13 protein-coding genes are annotated in these 20,056 nt (G+C 63.2%); 9 read left to right on the forward strand and 4 right to left on the reverse strand.

All coding sequences use genetic code 11. The features are described from left to right. Nucleotides 1-4 precede the first annotated feature (4 nt). On the reverse strand, nt 5-490 hold the full coding sequence (locus tag LB513_RS21760) for a MarR family winged helix-turn-helix transcriptional regulator (protein ID WP_224665580.1): 486 nt from the start codon (nt 488-490) through the stop codon (nt 5-7). 95 nt (nt 491-585) lie between these two features. Here LB513_RS21760 and LB513_RS21765 point away from each other — a divergent pair, with 95 nt between their 5' ends. Further along, complete coding sequence (locus LB513_RS21765; RefSeq protein WP_224665581.1) at nt 586-1,476, forward strand: DMT family transporter; 891 nt, start codon at nt 586-588, stop codon at nt 1,474-1,476. A 28-nt stretch (nt 1,477-1,504) separates the two neighbouring features. Here the strand turns inward: LB513_RS21765 and ubiG are convergent, their stop codons facing one another. After that, nucleotides 1,505-2,254: a bifunctional 2-polyprenyl-6-hydroxyphenol methylase/3-demethylubiquinol 3-O-methyltransferase UbiG gene (ubiG, locus tag LB513_RS21770; protein ID WP_224665582.1), complete on the reverse strand. Its 750-nt coding sequence runs from the start codon at nt 2,252-2,254 to the stop codon at nt 1,505-1,507. 125 nt (nt 2,255-2,379) lie between these two features. Beyond that, a complete protein-coding gene (locus tag LB513_RS21775; protein WP_224665583.1) occupies nt 2,380-4,242 on the reverse strand; it encodes a CHASE3 domain-containing protein in 1,863 nt (620 codons plus the stop codon). A 244-nt stretch (nt 4,243-4,486) separates the two neighbouring features. Here LB513_RS21775 and LB513_RS21780 point away from each other — a divergent pair, with 244 nt between their 5' ends. From LB513_RS21780 to LB513_RS21815, 8 genes are all read left to right on the forward strand, one after another. Further along, nucleotides 4,487-5,740, forward strand: a complete 1,254-nt coding sequence (locus LB513_RS21780) for an aspartate kinase (RefSeq protein WP_224665584.1) — start codon at nt 4,487-4,489, stop codon at nt 5,738-5,740. An 83-nt stretch (nt 5,741-5,823) separates the two neighbouring features. Continuing rightward, nucleotides 5,824-8,094 (forward strand): phosphoenolpyruvate--protein phosphotransferase, encoded by a 2,271-nt coding sequence (gene ptsP / locus LB513_RS21785; protein ID WP_224665585.1) that lies wholly within the window; start codon nt 5,824-5,826, stop codon nt 8,092-8,094. Between the two features lie 9 nt (nt 8,095-8,103). Next, nucleotides 8,104-9,183: a peptide chain release factor 1 gene (gene prfA, locus LB513_RS21790; protein WP_224665586.1), complete on the forward strand. Its 1,080-nt coding sequence runs from the start codon at nt 8,104-8,106 to the stop codon at nt 9,181-9,183. After that, entirely contained in the window at nt 9,176-10,054 is an 879-nt protein-coding gene (gene prmC / locus LB513_RS21795; protein ID WP_224665587.1) for a peptide chain release factor N(5)-glutamine methyltransferase, read from the forward strand. The genes prfA and prmC overlap by 8 nt, the downstream gene beginning before the upstream one ends. Before the next feature lie 302 nt (nt 10,055-10,356). Then, the gene (locus LB513_RS21800) at nt 10,357-11,277 is read left to right on the forward strand and encodes a DUF4167 domain-containing protein (protein WP_224665588.1); all 921 of its coding nucleotides are present in this window, start codon (nt 10,357-10,359) and stop codon (nt 11,275-11,277) included. Nucleotides 11,278-11,497: 220 nt separating this feature from the next. Further along, complete coding sequence (clpB, locus tag LB513_RS21805) at nt 11,498-14,104, forward strand: ATP-dependent chaperone ClpB (RefSeq protein ID WP_224665589.1); 2,607 nt, start codon at nt 11,498-11,500, stop codon at nt 14,102-14,104. Between the two features lie 263 nt (nt 14,105-14,367). Beyond that, the gene (locus tag LB513_RS21810) at nt 14,368-15,837 is read left to right on the forward strand and encodes a L,D-transpeptidase family protein (RefSeq protein WP_224665590.1); all 1,470 of its coding nucleotides are present in this window, start codon (nt 14,368-14,370) and stop codon (nt 15,835-15,837) included. Between the two features lie 150 nt (nt 15,838-15,987). After that, nucleotides 15,988-17,547, forward strand: coding sequence for an MFS transporter (locus tag LB513_RS21815; RefSeq protein WP_224665591.1), 1,560 nt, complete (start codon nt 15,988-15,990; stop codon nt 17,545-17,547). Nucleotides 17,548-17,635: 88 nt separating this feature from the next. Here LB513_RS21815 and LB513_RS21820 read toward each other — a convergent pair whose 3' ends face one another. Then, the gene (locus tag LB513_RS21820) at nt 17,636-19,600 is read right to left on the reverse strand and encodes a M23 family metallopeptidase (RefSeq protein ID WP_224665592.1); all 1,965 of its coding nucleotides are present in this window, start codon (nt 19,598-19,600) and stop codon (nt 17,636-17,638) included. Nucleotides 19,601-20,056: the final 456 nt, after the last annotated feature.

A 20,056-nucleotide genomic window follows, 5' to 3' on the forward strand; every position in this document is an offset into this window, starting at 1 on the left:
CCGCTCAGGTCACGGTCCCGATCAATTTCTCCAGCAGACGAGAAAGCGTTTCCCTTTCGGCCCGTGTCAGGCCGGACAGGATTTGATGTTCGTTGGCCACATGGGCGGTGACGGCCTCGTCGATCAAGGCGAGACCTTTTTCGGTCAGCCGCACGACAATGCCCCGCCGATCGTTGGGGTGCGGGCCGCGCAGGATCAATCCGGAAGTTTCGAGCCGGTCGAGCCGGTTGGTCATGGCGCCTGACGTTACCATCGTCGCTTCGTAAAGAGCGGTTGGCGTCAGCGCGTAGGGGGAACCGGAGCGGCGCAGCGTCGCCAACACATCGAATTCCCCGGACTGCAATCCATAGCGGGCGAACAGTGGCCCGAGGCGTTCACGGGCGATCAGGGACGCGGCTTCGTTCAGCCGTCCAAGCACCGCCATCGGGGATACATCGAGATCGGGCCGCTCCCGTTCCCATTGTTCGATAGCCCTCGCTGCTCGATCCACTATCTCACCATCATGTATCTTGACGTAAAGAATCTTTGCATTATCATACCGCATGATGCACTGCTGGCCAAGGCCACGCACGACAGGGCTCGATCATGAAAACACTGTGGCATTCCGCCCTCGGCCTCCTGGTCGTCACCGGCGGCCTGCTCGGCCTGACGCTACCGTTTGGCAAGCTTGCCACGACAGCCGGCGTTCAAGCGATGGTCTGGGCTTTCGTCATCTCGCTAGGCGCCGGCGCCGTGCTTCTCGGCTCGTTGCTCCTGCGCGGCCAGCGTATGCGGCTCACCCGGCGAAAACTGCGCTACTTCTTCGTCACCGCGGCCATATCCTATGCCGTCCCCAATATATTGATGTTCTCGGCCATACCGCATCTTGGCGCCGGCTATACCGGCATCATGTTCACGCTGTCGCCGGTGATCACGCTGGTGTTCTCGATCCTGCTGCGCGTTCGGCGTCCCAACATGCTGGGGGTCGCCGGTATCGCTGTCGGCTTCGTCGGCGCCGTCATGGTGGCGGTGACACGCGGCGAGGCCGGTCAGCCGGCCGACCTGTTTTGGGTGGTGATGGGTCTGCTCATTCCGGTCAGCCTTGCCGCCGGCAACATTTACCGCACGGTCGACTGGCCGGAAGGCGCCGGCCCGATCGAGCTTGCCGTGGGCAGCCATCTGGCTGCGGCGGCACTGCTGCTCGCCGGCATTCTCGCCTTGCTTGGCGTAAGAGCCTTCGCACCGCTTGGCGCAGTGCCGCTGGTCGTCGTCGCACAGGTTGCCTCGGCGTCGGCGATGTTCGCGTTCTTCTTTCGGCTGCAAGGGGTCGGCGGCCCGGTCTATCTCAGCCAGATCGGCTACGTGGCGGCAGCCGTAGGCCTGTTTGCCGGCACCATCTTCCTCGGCGAGCACTATCGGTTGCTGACCTGGGCGGGAGCGATCATCGTCACCGCCGGCGTATTCATCACAACCAGGGCGCAAAGTCAGAAAGCTTAGGGCATCCAATGCCTGAACCGCTGGAGCGTCAGACCGACCCCTTTTCCGCCAGGACCATGTAGTTGACGTCCAAATCCTTCGATCGCGACCAGCGGTCGGCGAGCGGGTTGTAGGTCACGCCTGTCCGGTCGATGATGGTCAGGCCGGCATCGCGAAGCGCCTTTTCCAGCTCTTCCGGCCGCACCAACTTGCCGAATTGATGCGTACCGCGCGGCAGCCAGCGCAGCACATATTCAGCGCCGATGATGGCAAGGCCCAACGCCTTCAGCGTACGGTTGATGGTGGCCACGAACATGATGCCGCCGGGCCGGACCATCTGCCCGCATTTGGCGACGAACAGGTCGATGTCGGCGACATGCTCGACCACCTCCATGTTGAGGATGACGTCGAATGTCTCGCCGGCATCAGCCAGATCCTCGGCCGTCGTGGCGCGATAGTCGACGCTCACATTGCTCTCGGCGGCATGCAGCTTAGCCACTTCGATATTCGTTCTGGAGGCATCGGCCCCCACCACTTCGGCGCCGAGCCGTGCCATCGGCTCGCACAAGAGGCCGCCACCGCAGCCTATGTCGAGGATGCGCAGACCCTCGAAAGGTCTTGCCGCGCGTGGATCGCGTCCAAAACGCGTCGCCACCTGGTCGCGGATATAGGAGAGGCGAACAGGATTGAATTTGTGCAGGGGACGGAACTTGCCGTTCGGGTTCCACCATTCGGCGGCAAGGGCGGAAAAGCGTTCCACTTCTCCGGCATCGATCGTCGATCGTCGGGGCTCCGGCATCGATTGGTCTCCTAGAGCTCTTGGTTGACGCACAGCGCTAGGAAGTCGGGCGCGAGGAAGCGAATGTCAAGGCAACAATTCTCAATGCGGGGGGCGACCGTGCCTACGGGGCCGCTGCTGGCCTGCTAAGCGTCCAGCACCTCGCGCAGTTTCGCGGCGAGTTGCTCGATGGTGAAGGGTTTGGCCAGGAAGTGCACGTCATGGTCGAGCACGCCGTTGTGCACCACGGCGTTCCTGGTGAAGCCGGTGGTGAAGATCACCTTCAGATGCGGCACGCGCTGCAGCGCTTCCTGCGCGAGCTTGCGGCCATTCATCACCGGCATCACAATGTCGGTGAAGAGCAGGGCGACGCTTGGGTTTTGCGCCAGTTTCTGCAACGCCTCGTGGCCGTCGGCGGCATTGATGACGGTGTAGCCGAGTTCGCTCAAGGCATCCGTGGTGGAGGCGCGCACGCTTGGATCGTCTTCGACGACGAGGATCATTTCGGTGACGGGCGTGGCGGCCTTTTCGCCCCGTCCCGAGGGCGCGACCGTGTCCTCCGAGCCGAAGAATCGCGGCAGGTAGATCTTGATCGTCGTGCCTTCGCCAGGCTCGGAGTAGATCTTGACGTGGCCGCCCGACTGCTTGACGAAGCCGAATACCTGGCTCAGCCCAAGACCGGTTCCCTTGTTGACCGGCTTGGTGGTGAAGAACGGCTCGAAGGCCCTCGCCATGACGTCCGGCGGCATGCCGACACCGGTGTCGCTGACGGCGATCATCACATACTGGCCAGCCGTGACCTCGGGGTGAGTGGCGGCGTAGTTGTCATCGAGATGGCTGTTGGCGGTTTCGATGGTCAGCTTGCCGTCATCACCCATGGCGTCGCGCGCGTTGACAGCCAGGTTGAGAATGGCATTCTCGATCTGGCTCGGGTCGACATGGGTCTTCCACAGGCCGCCTGCCAGCACGGTCTCGATGCGGATGGCTTCGCCCAGGGCCCGCCGGAGCAGGTCCGACATTCCGGTGACCAGACGGTTGGTGTCGACAATCTGGGGCGCCAGCGGCTGCTGACGCGAGAAGGCAAGCAGTCGGGCCGTCAGGTTCGCCGCACGGGTTGCCGCATCCGTCGCCGCTTCGATGAATTTCTCGATGTCATGCTCACCGCGCGCCAGCTTGCGCTGGGCAAGGTTCATGGCGCTGATGATCACGGCCAGCATGTTGTTGAAGTCGTGCGCGATACCGCCCGTCAACTGGCCGACCGCTTCCATCTTCTGCATCTGGCGGATTTGGGATTCGGCCTGTTCGCGCGTTGCGATTTCGTTGGTCAGCGCGACATTCTGCCGGTTCAGCTGGTCCTGGGCCAGGATGACATCGCGGAACCGGCGGCGCGACTCGCGGATCGTGTATGCGGCGAGCAGGAAGATCGCCAGCAGCGCCATAAACGAGCCAATGCGCAACCAGTATTCGACGCGATCGGTGCGGGCATAACGAGCCTGAAGTTCGGCGCCACCGGTTCGCTGGATCGTTTCCAGGCGCTCGCGGATCTGATCCATGGCGGCCCTGCCCTGACCGCCGCGCACCACTTCGAGCGCCTTTGCCGCGTCGCCGGACTCATAGAGCCGAAGCGTCTGCTCCAACTCGTCGAGCTTCAATTTCAAGGCGTCCTTCAGTCCGGCCACCTGAAGGACGCGACTGTCGTCGCCGGCCGTCATCTCGTCGATGCGGGCGAGCAGGCCCGTCAGGGAAGCCAAACCCTTCCGGTATGGTTCGAGGTAGGTCTTGTCCCCGGTAAGCAGATAACCGCGCTGGCTGCTTTCAGCATCTTGCGCCAGCGAAAGCAGTCCTGAAAGCAACTGCTGATACTCTATCGCGTTGCGAGCGGCGATCCGGTTGGCCCTCTGGCCCTCGACCAGCAGGCTGCGGGCGCCGACGATCAACGCCAGCACCGCGAAGCCGGCGACAAGCGGAAGCGATTGCCACCGCGTGGCGCGTCGGAGACGAGCAATCATCTGTTAAGCCGAACCAAAAGGACTTTCCGCAGGCGACATTTCGTAAGCGGCGGCGACTGGGAAAGCAATATGTCTCCAGCGTCCGTGATCGCGTGTGGCAATCAGCCGGCAGCCTTGCGAAACCTTCGTCATTTGGCTAAGGAGGCCGCGCATTCAACTGCCGGCGTCAGCCGGACGTTGTTCCGCTTTTCGGGACCTCCGCTTCCGGCGGAGTCCGGCATCCAGTCAAAGGCATTTCGCTTCCATGGCGCGCATCGTGATGAAATTCGGCGGAACCTCCGTCGCCGACATCGCCCGCATCCGCAATGTGGCGCGTCACGTCAAACGTGAGGTCGATGCCGGCCATGAGGTAGCGGTCGTGGTTTCAGCGATGGCAGGCAAGACCAACGAACTGGTCGCCTGGACGCGCGAGGCCTCGCCGATGCACGATGCGCGCGAATATGACGCGGTGGTCGCGTCCGGCGAGCAGGTCACCGCCGGCTTGCTGGCAATCACCTTGCAGAACATGGGCGTGCATGCCCGTTCCTGGCAGGGGTGGCAGATACCGATCAAGACCGACAATGCGCACGGTGCGGCGCGTATCCTCGACATTGACGGGGCATTCCTGATCAAGCGCTTCGGCGAGGGCCAGGTGGCGGTGATCGCCGGTTTCCAGGGCATAGGCCCGGACAACCGGATCGCCACGCTAGGCCGCGGCGGCTCCGACACCAGTGCGGTGGCAATCGCCGCGGCGGTCAAGGCCGACCGCTGCGACATCTATACCGATGTCGACGGGGTCTACACGACCGATCCGCGCATCGAGCCCAAGGCGCGGCGGCTGGCCAAGATCTCGTTCGAGGAAATGCTGGAAATGGCTTCGCTCGGCGCCAAGGTCCTGCAGGTGCGGTCGGTCGAGCTTGCCATGGTGCACAGGGTGCGTACCTTCGTGCGGTCGTCATTCGACGATCCGGATGCGCCCGGCATGGGGGATTTGCTCAATCCGCCCGGAACGCTCATTTGCGACGAGGAAGAGATCGTGGAACAGCAGGTCGTCACCGGAATTGCCTATGCCAAGGACGAAGCGCAGATTTCGCTGCGCCGTGTCGGCGACCGCCCAGGCGTAGCCGCCGGCATCTTCGGGCCGCTGGCCGAGGCCAACATCAATGTCGACATGATCGTCCAGAACATTTCCGAGGACGGCAAGTTCACCGACATGACCTTCACGGTGCCGTCGGGCGATGTGGACAAGGCGCTTGCCGTGCTCGAGCGCTTGCAAGCCGACATCGGCTATGATGTCGTGCAGTCGGAAGCGGGCATGTCGAAGGTCTCGGTCATCGGCATCGGCATGAGGAGCCATGCCGGCGTCGCCGCCACCGCTTTCAAGGCGCTGGCCGACAAGGCGATCAACATCCGCGCCATCACGACCTCCGAGATCAAGATTTCGATACTGATCGACGGTCCATACACCGAACTCGCGGTTCGTACTTTGCATTCCGTCTACGGTCTGGATAAGCAGTAGCGAGAACGATTTGAGTTGTTGCGTGTGCGTCGGTCGCGGTGGAAACTGCGGCGGGCAAAAGACCCATTGGAGAAGAAGCCGCGATGCGTGACCAGGCCAGTGGCCCGCGCGTTTTGCTGAAACGGCTCCGCGAGCTCATGCAGGAGCCGTTGGAGCCGCAGGAGCGGCTCGACCGGATTGTCCGCGACATCGCGTCCAACATGGTCGCGGAAGTGTGCTCGCTCTATGTGCTGCGCGCCGATTCGGTGCTCGAACTCTACGCCACCGAGGGCCTGAACCCGAACGCCGTCCATCTGGCGCAGCTCCGGCTGGGACAGGGCCTTGTCGGCACGATCGCGGCCAGCGCGCGCCCGCTCAACCTGTCCAATGCGCAGGAACACCCGGCCTTCGCCTACCTGCCGGAAACCGGAGAAGAGATCTACAATTCCTTCCTCGGCGTGCCGGTGTTGCGGGCAGGGCGTACCCTGGGCGTGCTCGTCGTGCAGAACAAGACGATGCGGCACTACCGCGACGACGAGGTCGAGGCGCTCGAAACCACCGCCATGGTCATCGCCGAGATGATCGCCACGGGCGACCTGGCGCGGCTGACGCGGCCGGGCCTCGAGCTCGACCTGCGCCGCCCGGTCAGCTTCACCGGCATGTCCTTCAATGAAGGTGTCGGGCTCGGCCATGTCGTGCTGCACGAGCCGCGAATCGTGGTCACGAATCTGTTCAATGAGGACAGCGAGGAGGAGACCAGAAGGCTGGAGACCTCGCTCGGCTCGCTGCGGTTGTCCATCGACGATATGCTGGAACGGCGCGACGTCGCCTTCGAGGGCGAGCATCGCCAGGTGCTGGAAGCCTATCGCATGTTCGCCAATGATCGCGGCTGGGTCCGCCGGCTTGAGGAAGCAATCCGCAACGGCCTGACCGCCGAAGCTGCCGTTGAAAAGGTGCAGAGCGACATGCGGGCCCGCATGCTGCACATGACCGATCCCTATCTGCGCGAGCGGATGAGCGATTTCGACGACCTTGCCAACCGACTGCTGCGTCAGTTGATGGGACGCGGCCCCGACGATGTCGCCGCATCACTGCCGAAGGATGCCATCATCGTCGCCCGTTCGATGGGCGCTGCCGAGCTGCTGGATTATCCGAGGGAAAAGTTGCGCGGCCTGGTGCTCGAGGATGGTGCTGCCACCAGCCATGTCGTCATCGTCGCCCGGGCCATGGGCATTCCCGTGGCCGGGCAGATGAAGGGCGCCGTTTCCATGGCGGAAAACGGCGACGCCATCATCGTCGACGGCGAGGAAGGCACCATCCACCTGCGGCCGCAATCCGATCTGGAAGCGGCCTACGCCGAGAAGGTGCGGTTCCGGGCCCGCCGCCAGGAGGTCTATCGCGAACTGCGCAAGAAGCCATCCACGACCAAGGATGGCGTCCAGGTCGACCTTCTGATGAATGCCGGGCTTGCCGTCGACCTGCCGCAGCTGGCGGAGGCAGGTGCCGCCGGCATCGGCCTGTTCCGCACCGAGCTGCAATTCATGGTCGCCTCGACATTTCCCCGCGCCGAGGCGCAGGAGCGGCTTTACCGCGATGTGCTGGAGGCCGCACGCGGCAAGCCGGTGACGTTCCGCACCATCGATATCGGCGGCGATAAGGTGCTGCCCTATTTCAAGGGTTCCGTCCAGGAAGAGAATCCGGCGCTTGGCTGGCGGGCGATCCGTCTCACCCTCGATCGGCCGGGGCTCCTGCGCACCCAGATCCGCGCACTGCTCAAAGCCAGCGGCGGTCGGGAACTCAAGCTGATGCTGCCAATGGTGACCGAGCTTGGCGAGATCGTCCAGGCGCGTGAGATCATCGACCGCGAGGTGCGGCATCTGTCCCGGTTCGCCCATCATCTGCCGACCAGCCTCAAGGTGGGCGCCATGCTGGAAGTACCTTCGCTTCTGTTCCAGCTCGATGAATTGATGAATGCCGTCGACTTCGTCTCCGTCGGCTCGAACGACCTGTTCCAGTTCGTCATGGCCGTCGATCGCGGCAACACGCAATTGGCCAACCGCTTCGACACGCTGTCGACGCCGTTCCTGCGCGTGCTGAAGCAGATCGCCGACGCGGGCGTGCGCAACAACACGCCGGTTACGCTGTGTGGGGAACTCGCCGGCAAGCCGATATCGGCCATGGCGCTGATCGGCCTCGGCTTCCGTTCGATCTCGATGTCGCCGGCATCGATCGGCCCCGTCAAGGCGATGCTGACGGAATTGCCGCTCGACGAGTTGAAGGCCTTCTTCGACGACAATTTGATGGCGCCGGCGCAGGGGCTGCCGATGCGGGCGCTGCTGCAGGCCTTCGCCGACGACCGCGCGATCCCGTTGTAACATCAGATCATGGTCAACCTGCCCCGCGATCGTATGGACCAAGTCGTCAAGCGTTTCGAAATGCTCGAGGCGCAGATGTCGGCCGGACCGGCGCCGGATGCCTATGTGCGGATGGCGTCCGAATATGCGGAAATCCAGGACATGGTCGTCAAGGTCAGGGCGCTGCGCTCGGCCGAGCGCGAGCAGGCCGATCTGGAGGCGATGCTTGCCGACAGGGGCACCGACGCCGAGATGCGCGACCTCGCCGAGACCGATCTGCACGAGGTCGAGAACCGCATCGAGCAGTTGCAGAAGGATATCCAGATCCTTCTGTTGCCGAGGGATGCCGCCGACGACAAGAACGCCATTCTCGAAATCCGGGCCGGCACCGGCGGCGACGAGGCCGCGCTTTTCGCCGGCGACCTGTTTCGTATGTATGAGCGCTATGCCGCCGAACGCGGCTGGCGTTTCGAGACCGTGTCGGCCAGCGACGGCGATGCCGGCGGCTTCAAGGAAATCATCGCCACGATCTCCGGCAAGGGTGTCTTCGCCCATCTGAAATTCGAATCCGGCGTGCATCGTGTGCAGCGCGTGCCCGCGACAGAGGCGAGCGGGCGCATCCACACTTCCGCCGCCACTGTGGCCGTCCTGCCGGAAGCCGAGGAGGTCGACATCGATATCAGGCCCGAAGACATCCGCATCGACACGATGCGGGCCTCCGGATCGGGCGGCCAGCATGTCAACACCACGGATTCGGCGGTGCGCATCACCCATCTGCCGACCGGCATTATGGTGGTGCAAGCGGAAAAGTCGCAGCATCAGAACCGGGCGAAGGCCATGCAGATCCTGCGGGCGCGCCTGTATGACCTCGAGCGCGGCAAGGCCGACGAGGAACGTTCCGAATCCCGCAAGGCGCAGGTCGGTTCCGGCGACCGTTCGGAGCGGATCCGCACCTATAATTTTCCGCAAGGCCGGGTCACCGACCATCGCATCAACCTGACGCTCTACAAGCTCGACAGGGTGATGATGGGCGAACTCGACGAAGTGATCGACGCCCTGATCGCGGACCATCAGTCGAAACTGCTCGCCGACATAGGCATCGATGGCTGAACGGCGGCCCGAGGCGCTGGGGTCCCTGCTGCGGGAAGCGCGGACCCGGCTTGCCGCCGCCGCGGTCGAGGACCCGGCGCTCGATGCAAGGCTGATCGTCGAGCACTTTTCCGGTACGAACCTCACTCAGGCGATGGCCGATCCGGATCGCACGGTCGACGGGAGCGCGGTCACGGCAATCGACGCCGCTTTGAGCCGGCGGGCAAGAGGCGAACCGGTGCACCGCATCCTGGGCTATCGCGAATTCTACGGCCTGCGTCTGTCACTGTCGCCGGAAACACTGGAGCCGCGGCCAGATACCGAAACGCTGGTCGACGCGTTGCTGCCCTTCGTCCGGGCGGTCGCGGCGCGCGAGGGCGGATGCCGCATTCTCGACCTCGGCACCGGGACGGGCGCCATCGCACTGGCGCTGCTCAATGCCGTGCCGGCTGCCACTGCCATTGGCGTCGACATATCGACGGATGCGTTGGAGACGGCGCGCCGCAATGCCGACCAACTGGGTCTTTCCGGGCGATTCGCCACGCTGCGGTCGGACTGGTTCGAAAAAGTTTCGGGCCGATACCATGTAATCGTCGCGAACCCACCCTATATACGGTCCCAAGACATCCGAAATCTGCAGGACGAAGTGCGCGATTTCGATCCGCTCCGGGCCCTAGATGGCGGCGAGGATGGTCTGGATCCCTACAGGATAATCGCTGCCGAGGCGGCAAGGTTTCTGGGATCTGAAAGCACAATCGCCGTCGAGATCGGCCACACGCAACGCGACGAGGTTGGCGAGATATTCCGTGCAGCCGGCTATGAGCCAGCGGGAGCATTTCGCGATCTGGGCGGAAATGACAGGGTTCTTGTCTTTCAGCTGGGAAAGCCTTGAAGCGGTGCGAAAAAAGCGCTTGGCAATACAAGGGAATGCGGCTAGGGTCGCCGCAACCGGATGAGACGAAGCAGGCAGTGCTCTTAGCGATTCGGTTTCCTTGGAAATAGCTGCCTTCTTGCGCAAACGACGCCCAAGCTTCGTGCGGGAATCGTCCGGCAAGTGATGCAACCGGAACAGGATGGCACGTGGCGCCAACGCAATCGATGCGGGCGAACGCCGGTGAAGAAACCAAACGGCTGGCCGCATGAGCGCCTCCGTTCGGGACGAGTTTTCAAAAATTTCAAAATGAAGAGAGTCTAATGAGGCCACAACAGCAGAACAGGCGCATGCGCGGTCGCAACAACAATGGCGGCGGCGGTGGCAACAACAATAATAACAACAATAATAACCGGAAGGGGCCGAATCCCCTGACGCGTAACTACGAGAGCAACGGCCCGGACGTGAAGATCCGTGGATCGGCTCAACAGATCGCCGAAAAATACGCCACCCTGGCCCGTGATGCGCATAGCTCCGGCGACCGGGTCATGGCGGAGAACTATCTCCAGCACGCTGAACACTACAATCGCATCATCGCCGCCGCGCAGGCGCAGATGCCGATCCAGAACACGCAGCAGAATCGCGATGATTTCGACGATGACGGCGACGAGGATCGCGACGATTTCGACAATGGCAATGCCGGCAACGCGAACTCCGAGGCACCGACGCCCGTCAGTCACGGCGGCGGTCCGCAGCCGGTGATCGAAGGCGTTCCGGCCGAGGTGGCGCTGAACAGGGAAGGCGGCCGCGACAATAATAGCGGGCGCAATAACGGCGGCCGTGACAATAATGGCCGCGACAATAATGGGGGCCGTCATCGTGATCGCCGCCCCAATGGCGGCTATGGCCAGAATGGCCAGCGCGACCATGGATCCGCCGAACAGGTGGGTCAGCAGCAGCGTAACGAAGCTCCTGGTCAGGTCGAGGCGACTTCGCCGATCGAATCGGTCGTTACCGCCGAGCCGGCTCCTGCGTTCCAGAACCTTTCGCCTGCCGGCCTTGCCGCCCAGGCCGAGCTCAATGAAGCGGTTGCAGAAAACGGTGCTGTCCGTCGTCCCAAGCGTCCTCGCCGTCCCCGCATCAGTGTCGGCCAAGTCGATGGCGCTGGCGACAATGCCAATGCGGGCGAGGCTGCTGCTCCCGTCGAAAGCGGCAACGCCGAACCCGCCGATATCGACAGCTGATCGGACGGCACGTCAAGACGTTGAACGGCGGGGAGATTCCCGCCGTTTTCGTTTGGGCGGCGGTGGAATAATATGTGTTGACCCACATCAAGGCGTCTTGAGACGGCATGGCCCATTCACCATATCTGGGCTGAACAGGATCCGGCCCGATTGGGCGGGTCCGTCACCGCAATCGGATCCGGTGCTGCCAAGCGGGCCGGTGATGGAAGGAGACACATAAATGAATCTTGAGAAATATTCAGAGCGCGTGCGCGGCTTTATCCAGTCCGCACAGACCATGGCGCTGTCGCGCAACCACCAGCAGTTTACTCCCGAACATATTTTGAAAGTCCTCGTCGACGACGATGAGGGCCTTGCCGCGTCTTTGATCGAGCGCGCCGGCGGCACCGTCCGAGACGTCAAGCTCGGCGTCGAAACGGCGCTCGAAGCTATGCCCAAGGTGGAGGGCGGCAACGGCCAGCTCTATCTCACGCAGCCGCTGGCCAAGGTGTTTTCGACCGCCGAGGAACTGGCCAAGAAGGCCGGGGACAGCTTCGTCACGGTCGAGCGGCTCCTGCAGGCGCTCGCCATGGAAAAGTCAGCCAAGGCGGCTGACATCCTGGCTAAGGCCGGCGTGACCGCGCAGGCGCTCAACCAGGTCATCAACGATGTCCGCAAGGGCCGCACCGCCGATTCGGCGAGCGCGGAGCAGGGTTATGACGCGCTGAAGAAATACGCGCGCGACCTGACCGCCGACGCACGCGCCGGCAAGCTCGATCCGGTCATCGGCCGAGACGACGAGATCCGCCGCACGATCCAGGTCCTGTCGCGCCGCACCAAGAACAATCCGGTGCTCATCGGCGAGCCGGGCGTCGGCAAGACGGCAATCGCCGAAGGTCTGGCGCTGCGTATCGTCAATGGGGACGTGCCGGAATCGCTGAAGGACAAGCAGTTGATGGCGCTCGACATGGGCGCCTTGATTGCCGGCGCCAAATATCGCGGCGAATTCGAGGAGCGGCTGAAGGCCGTGCTCTCGGAAGTCACCTCGGCCAGCGGCAACATCATCCTGTTCATCGACGAGATGCACACTCTGGTCGGTGCCGGCAAGGCGGATGGCGCGATGGACGCCTCTAACCTGTTGAAGCCGGCGCTGGCCCGCGGCGAACTGCATTGCGTCGGCGCGACAACGCTCGATGAATACAGGAAGCATGTCGAGAAGGATCCTGCGCTCGCCCGCCGTTTCCAGCCCGTCTTTGTCGACGAGCCGACGGTGGAGGACACGGTCTCCATCCTGCGTGGCTTGAAGGAAAAGTACGAGCAGCACCACAAGGTGCGCATCTCCGACTCCGCGCTTGTGGCGGCGGCGACGCTCTCCAACCGCTACATCGCGGACCGGTTCCTGCCCGACAAGGCCATCGACCTGGTGGACGAAGCCGCGTCCCGGTTGCGCATGCAGGTCGATTCGAAGCCAGAGGCCCTGGACGAGATCGACCGCCGTATCATGCAGCTCAAGATCGAGCGCGAGGCGCTGAAGGTCGAGACTGACGACGCCTCGAAGGACCGGCTCTCTCGCCTTGAAAAGGAACTTTCAGACCTCGAGGAAGACTCAACCGAGATTACCGCCAAATGGCAGGCCGAGAAGCAGAAGCTCGGGCTCGCGGCCGACTTGAAGAAGCAGCTCGACGAAGCGCGCAACGACCTGGCCATTGCGCAGCGCAAGGGCGAATTCCAGCGAGCCGGCGAGCTTGCCTATGGCAGGATTCCGGAGCTTGAAAAGAAGCTCAAGGACGCCGAGGCGCAGGACGGCAAGGCCGGTATGGTCGAAGAGGTCGTCACTCCCGACCATGTTGCCCATATCGTCTCGCGCTGGACGGGAATCCCTGTCGACAAGATGCTGCAGGGCGAACGCGACAAGCTGCTACGCATGGAAGACGAGATCGGCAAGCGGGTGGTGGGCCAGGGCGAGGCGGTGCAAGCCGTTTCCAAGGCGGTGCGGCGCGCGCGGGCGGGCCTGCAGGATCCGAACCGGCCAATCGGCTCGTTTATCTTGCTGGGGCCGACCGGCGTCGGCAAGACCGAACTGACCAAGGCGCTGGCAAGTTTCCTGTTCGACGACGACAGCGCCATGGTGCGTATCGACATGTCGGAATTCATGGAGAAGCACTCGGTCGCGAGACTGATCGGTGCGCCTCCCGGCTATGTCGGCTACGAGGAAGGCGGCGCGCTGACCGAAGCCGTGCGGCGTCGGCCTTATCAGGTCGTGCTGTTCGACGAAATCGAGAAGGCGCATCCGGACGTGTTCAACGTGCTGCTGCAAGTGCTCGATGACGGCCGCCTGACCGACGGCCAGGGCCGGACCGTCGACTTCCGCAACACGTTGATCATCATGACGTCGAATCTCGGCGCCGAATATCTCGTCAATCTCGGCGAGGACCAGGATGTGGACCAGGTCCGCGACGATGTGATGAATGTCGTCAAGGCGTCGTTCCGGCCGGAGTTCCTCAACCGCGTCGACGAAGTGATCCTGTTCCACCGGTTGCGCCGTCAGGATATGGGCCGAATCGTCGAAATCCAGCTCAAGCGGTTGGAAAGCCTGCTTGTCGACCGCAAGATCACGCTGTCTCTGGACAAGGATGCGATCGAGTGGCTGGCGGCCAAAGGGTACGACCCGGCCTATGGTGCCCGGCCGCTGAAGCGGGTGATGCAGAAGGAACTGCAGGACCCCCTGGCAGAGAAGATCCTACTTGGCGACATTCTCGACGGCTCCAGCGTCAAGGTGACCGCCGGTTCCGACCGGTTGAACTTCCGATCGAAGCCGACGCTTGTCGCCACCGAAGCGGCGGCCTAATTCCAACGCCGCGCGCCTCCGGGCGCGCGGCGATGTCATGTCAAAGGTGGGACCGACGCTTGGGCCGACGTCTGCGACCCGCCTCAGGCAACGCTTTAGGTTTGCCGCATCCCGGCTAATATTCCATGTGGCGCCGGAAAACGGCCATCTTCATGCCCGGTTCATATTGGAACCATAGTTTGGACAACTGGTTTCCAGGCGAAGGGGTTCGCCTAACAGCAACACGCCGGGCGACGGCAATTACGGACCGGAGAGCTTGGCTCATGTCACGCACCATCTTCACCCTTTCGGTACTCGCCGTTTGGTTTGCGTCTTCCGCAGCGTTCGCGGCGCCAACGCTTGACAATGCGCGACGCATCGTGCGCTCCGAAGGCGGCATCCTCATCGCCCAGGACGGCAATCTCGACATCTACTACGACGCCCGGGGCAATCGTGTCATCGTCGATGCCGATACCGGCAAGGTCATCGCCATTCAGCCGCCCGGGTCACGCCTCGATCGACGTGCGCTGCGCCGCGATGCGCTTCCCCGCCAGCTGGGTCGGGCTCCTGTCGACGACGACCGCTACTACCTAGACGATCCTGAAGACATGGCGCGGTTCCGCCGCAAAAGGATGGAAGATGACGGCCAGGTCATCGCACCCCCCGCGGACGAATACGATCCCGACAGTGACGGTTCGGTCGAAGCCTATCCGCCTTCCCAAGAGGATGACGGCGGCTACGACAACAACTATCCAGACGGGCCCCAGCCGGCGAAGCCCGCTCCAATCAAGCGAAAGCCTTTGAATGAGGCTTCGATAGAGCCCGCGCAACCTGCCGTGCCGGGCGACCAGGCGGTGCCGCCGCCACAAACCGGCGGCAAGACGAGCGTCGATCCGTCTTTATCGCTTGGAGCTCGCCAGGACGTCGCGGCGCTGCAGGTCCTGCTCGACCGCGGCGGTGCTTCGCCCGGCGTCATCGACGGACGTTTCGGCTCGAATGTCGACAAGGCGCTTGCCGCCTATAACGAGATCACGGGCAGCAATCTGCGTTCGACCGACGAGGTCGCGATCAAGGCCGCCCTGGCGGAAACCGGCGGTGACGCGTTCGCCAACTATACCATCACGCCGGAGGACGCGGCGGGCCCCTATGTTGCCTCGATCCCCGAAGACTACAGCCAGAAGGCGCAACTCGACCGTATGGCGTACACCTCGGTGACCGAGGCGCTCGCCGAACGGTTCCACATGGACGAGAACTATCTGAAGGGGCTTAACCCCGACGCCAATTTCAATCGTCCCGGTACCATTGTAAAGGTTGCGAATTTCGGCAAGCTTGTCTCCACGCCGGTTGCCCGGATCATCGCCGACAAGAACAAGAAAGAGGTTTTCGCCTACGACGCCTCCGGCAAGCTGGTCGCTGCCTATCCGGCGACCATCGGCTCTTCCGATACGCCGTCGCCGTCCGGCACGCATGCCGTCTCGCGTGTCGCGCTGGATCCCAACTACACGTACAATCCCAACATCAATTTCAAGCAGGGCCAGAACGACAAGATCCTTACCATTCCGCCAGGACCGAATGGTCCGGTCGGTTCGGTGTGGATCGCGTTGGACAAGCCAACCTACGGCATTCACGGCACGCCGGACCCGTCGAAGATCGGCAAGACCGAAAGTCATGGCTGCGTGCGGCTCACCAATTGGGACGCGCGCGAATTGGCCAAACTTGTCTCGCCGGGTGTGACGGTGGAATTCGTCGAGTAGGGTCAGTCGCATCAGCGAGCAGGCGGTATCCAATAGCGCGGCTATCGCGCCGTAGCCTGGAGCGCGCAAATCCTGGCCTAACGGCTGGGCACGAGGGGCACCGCCCTTGGCCGGTTGCTGCCCCGGCGGATGCGGTCTAAGCATTGGTCCATGCATTCACCAGCCGAAGCCGCAGCCGCTCCGCCCGACAACCCTGTGGGGGACGGTACTTTCTGTCCTCGGTCGCGGCGGCAGTTTGTCCTGGTCGCGGCGATCCTGGCGTCGGCGCTCGGCTTCATCGATGGTTCCATTCTGGCCATCGCCATGCCCGCGATCCGCACCAATCTGGGCGCCAGCCTGGCCGAAGCGCAATGGATCTCCAACGCTTACGCGCTGACGCTGTCGGCGCTGATCCTCGCCGGCGGCGCGGCTGGCGATCGATTCGGCCTGCGCCGCGCCTTCGTTGCCGGGATCGCCCTGTTCGTCCTTGCCTCGCTTGCCTGCGCGCTGGCCCCAAACGCGGTGTTGCTGATCGCGTTTCGCGCCATCCAGGGCATAGGCGCGGCGGTCATGGTGCCGGGCAGCCTCGCCATTATCGCAAAGGCCTATCCGAAGCAGGAACGCGGCCGTGCCATAGGCATCTGGGCGGCGGCTTCGGCGCTGACCACCGCGCTTGGCCCGGTGCTAGGCGGCGTCGTGCTGTCGGCGTTCGGCGATGGTATCTGGCGGGCGATCTTCGCCATCAACCTGCCGCTCGGCATGGTCTCGATCTATCTCCTGCTGGCCAAGATACCCGCCGATGCGCCGACGGAAAAACGCAGCCTGGATCTCGGCGGCGCCGCGCTAGCCACGCTGGCTTTCGGCGCGCTCGCCTATGGGCTGACCTCGATGAGTGACAGCGGCGGTGGCAAGATGTCCGGGCCGAGCATCGCCGCCGGCGTGGTCCTGCTCGTCCTCTTCATCGTTTTCGAGCTCCGGCGGCGTGAGCCAATGATCGATCTGTCGCTGTTTGGCAGCAGAGCCTTCGCCGGCGCCAATGTCGCGACGTTTTTCCTCTATTTCGCCTTGTCGGCCAATCTTTTCTATCTGCCTATGCTGCTCATTGCAGGATGGGGACTGAGCACGGCTGAAGTGGGGTTCATCTTTCTGCCGCTGTCGGTCTCGATCGCGCTTTTGTCGGGGCCGGTCGGACAGCTTTCGGACCGGATCGGCCCACGCTTTCCAATAGCCTGCGGCAGCCTGGTGGTGGCTGTCGCCTTTGGGGGGCTCGCCGTGCTCACCCAGGCCGGGATCCATAGTTTCTGGATGGGAACATTTCCGCTGATGACAGTGATGGGTCTCGGCATGGCGCTGGTCGTCTCGCCTTTGTCGACCGCCATCATGACGGCGGTCGAGGACAAGGACACAGGCGCCGCCTCCGGCATAAACAACGCCGTTTCGCGCATTGGCGGCCTGATCGCCGTGGCCGCGATGGGATCGCTTGCCGCCTGGGTCTACGCCGGCGCGCTGGGCGGCGATGCGATCCCCGGCATGCCCGGCTTTGGCGAACCGGCGCCGGCTGGCCTGGCGCCGGGAATGGATGCGGCAAGGCTCTCCGCCGGCGATGCAGCTTTTTCAGCGGTTTCCTTGGTGACCGCGCTGCTGTGCCTGCTTTCGGCCGTGGTCGCCTGGATGACCATTTCTGGCCAGAGGCTGCCTTGGCTGAAGCGCGCAGAGAGCTCTCGTGGTTGAAGCCAGATCAGGCTCATTCGCCTGTCGGTTTTCACTCGTTGCGTTGGGACAAAATGGTCGAGCGTTTCCCCAAAACCGCTGAGACGTTCTAGCCGTCGATCTTGGCGCTAGCCACCTTCAGCGGATCGCTGTCTTCCAGCTTCAGCAGGTCATCGATGCGCTCGCGCTCGCGCTTGAAGGCGACGAGGTCATCGCCTTTCAGCACCTTGCCGACCGGCAAGCGGACACGCATCGGATCAACCTTGGTGCCGTTGACGATAAGCTCATAGTGCAGGTGCGGCCCGGTGGCGAGACCGGTCTGGCCCAGAAAGCCGATGGTCTGTCCCTGACGGACACGCGTGCCCGGCTCCATGCCTTTGGCAAAAGCGCTCTGGTGATTGTAGGAGGTCTCATAGCCATTGGCATGGCGGATGATGATCTGCTTGCCATAGCCGCCAGCCCAGCCGACCTTTTCGATAACGCCATTGCCGGCCGCGATGATCGGCGTGCCGATGGGCGCCGCCCAGTCGACGCCAGTGTGCATGCGGACATAGCCGAGGATCGGGTGCTTGCGGGCGCCAAAGCCGGAACGGAATTTGCCGGCGGGCAGGGGATTGCGCAGCAGGAACTGCTTGGCGCTCGAGCCGTCCTCGTTGAAATAGTCGGTGCTGCCATCCTGCATCTGGAAGCGGTAGAAATTGCGGGTGGTGCCGCCGAAGGTTGCGGAGACATAGAGAAGCTCGGAACTGTCGGAGGTCTGATCGTCGCCATCGGGCTGCGAGAACAATACGTCGATGCGATCGGAAGGGCTGAGGCGGGACTGGAAGTCGACGTCGGAGGCGAGCAGCTTGATCAGCCGCTGGGTCATTTGCTTGGACATGCCGTAGGAGTAGGCGGAGCGGTAAATCCCGTCATAGATATTGGGCAGGTTGCCGCGCACCACCACCGGTGCCGACGAATCATCGAATGCGCTCAGCAATTCGGGGTTCGGGTCGGGTTCCTGTGCCGGCACGTACTGGCCACGGTCGTCGAGCGCGATGGTGACGATATGCGTGGTCTTGTCGTAGACGCTGGTGCGCACGACCTTGGCTGCATCGCCGTGAACCTCGAGGCCGACACGCAGCACGGTTCCTGCCTTGAGCGTGGTGGCGTTCAACAGCTTGCCGATCGCTTCGGCCATGCCGGTGGCGTCTTCGCCGGTGTAGCCCGAATCAGCAAAGGCCTCGGTAAGGTCGAGATCCTTGTTGAAGGGAATGATCTCCTCGGCAAAGGCCGGCGCCTGGTCGTCGATCGTCGCGCGCGGCGCCACCGATACGTTCTCGGGCACGATCTTGACGTCGTAGGATCCGGCCATGCTCTCGGCAAAGGCCTCGCCGAATCGCTGCGGGTCGACATAGTGGAGCGAGGCAACCTGTATGGCGCCGTCGCTGAGGTCGGTGCCCGCTTCGCGGACCACTTTTTCAACTTCGTCGGCCGAAAGGTCGCTCTTTTCGTCGAAGGCGGCGGTCTCGATCGGGAAATCCACGGTCTTCAGGCTCATCTCGCTTTCGACCTTGGCGCCGTAGATCTGACCCGACGCGGCCGTCGCGGGCTGCGCCGGGCTGTCGTCGTTGTCATCTCCGAACACCTGCATCGGGTCGAAGGGCGGATAGGTCCGGTTTGTGGTGTGGCCGGCGGCAAGCGCCATCTTGATCTGGACGAAAGGCATGGTGTGGATGACGTCGCGGTCACCGACCTTGGTCACCATCGACACTTCCATACGGCGGCGGTCCTTGGCCTTGGCGATCTGACGCGGGGCCACCAGCCTGGTCGTCTTGGCCACTTCGCCGGAATCACCATTGCCGGCAAGGCTGATCAGTTCCGCGATCTCGGGGGGCGTTGCCAATTGCTGGCGCCCGTCAAGGGCCGCGAACAGGGCCACGCCCATCAGCACACTGGAGGTGACGCCGGTGAGAAAGGTGCCGGACAGCCAACGTGCCGAAACCTCGCGCCGATCCGGCGGGCCGCTGCGGCCATCCGCGATAAGCGGCGGCTCATTGCCGAGTTCGGCTATGACATCTTCCGTATCTGGCATCCAGAAAGGCTGCTTCTTCCCCGGGCGGAACTGCTTGTCGCTTTTGTTATGCCGTGACATTTGCCCGTCACGGCAGGTGAAGTCAACGAAGCGCCAGGTTGGGCGAATCCCCTCGCGCAGTTATCTTATAGAGCGCTTCAACCCGGAGGGGCGCCGTTTTGTCCCGATGAGGCCGCCATGCTGTCCACTGGCAGTCCCCGAAAAGGTCATGTCGGCCGGCTTTGCGTCTCTGCTTCTTGGCCTTGGTGTCGAACCGCAATGCGGCGGCAATAGGGCTCGCGCTTGACCACCTCTTGGGCGACGCGCCGTGACGTCCCAGTTCCGCTACGGCAGCTGGCCATGGATATTGGAGCCCAGCGAGCCCTGTCGCAAAAAGTTCAAAAACTTGCGGATGGTGTGTTGACAGTTTGGCTGTGTGGCGACTATATACGCCTCACGAACGAGGGCGGCTCGCCG

The sequence above is a fragment of the Mesorhizobium sp. ES1-1 genome, from assembly GCF_020164785.1.
Lineage (GTDB): Bacteria > Pseudomonadota > Alphaproteobacteria > Rhizobiales > Rhizobiaceae > Mesorhizobium.

Bases quoted from the DNA above. Each gene is read 5' to 3' on its own strand.
- LB513_RS21765 (WP_224665581.1), top strand. From the start codon at position 586: ATGAAAACACTGTGGCATTCCGCCCTCGGCCTCCTGGTCGTCACCGGC.
- ubiG (WP_224665582.1), bottom strand. From the start codon at position 2,254: ATGCCGGAGCCCCGACGATCGACGATCGATGCCGGAGAAGTGGAACGC.
- LB513_RS21775 (WP_224665583.1), bottom strand. From the start codon at position 4,242: ATGATTGCTCGTCTCCGACGCGCCACGCGGTGGCAATCGCTTCCGCTT.
- LB513_RS21780 (WP_224665584.1), top strand. From the start codon at position 4,487: ATGGCGCGCATCGTGATGAAATTCGGCGGAACCTCCGTCGCCGACATC.
- ptsP (WP_224665585.1), top strand. From the start codon at position 5,824: ATGCGTGACCAGGCCAGTGGCCCGCGCGTTTTGCTGAAACGGCTCCGC.
- prfA (WP_224665586.1), top strand. From the start codon at position 8,104: ATGGTCAACCTGCCCCGCGATCGTATGGACCAAGTCGTCAAGCGTTTC.
- prmC (WP_224665587.1), top strand. From the start codon at position 9,176: ATGGCTGAACGGCGGCCCGAGGCGCTGGGGTCCCTGCTGCGGGAAGCG.
- LB513_RS21800 (WP_224665588.1), top strand. From the start codon at position 10,357: ATGAGGCCACAACAGCAGAACAGGCGCATGCGCGGTCGCAACAACAAT.
- clpB (WP_224665589.1), top strand. From the start codon at position 11,498: ATGAATCTTGAGAAATATTCAGAGCGCGTGCGCGGCTTTATCCAGTCC.
- LB513_RS21810 (WP_224665590.1), top strand. From the start codon at position 14,368: ATGTCACGCACCATCTTCACCCTTTCGGTACTCGCCGTTTGGTTTGCG.
- LB513_RS21815 (WP_224665591.1), top strand. From the start codon at position 15,988: ATGCATTCACCAGCCGAAGCCGCAGCCGCTCCGCCCGACAACCCTGTG.
- LB513_RS21820 (WP_224665592.1), bottom strand. From the start codon at position 19,600: ATGCCAGATACGGAAGATGTCATAGCCGAACTCGGCAATGAGCCGCCG.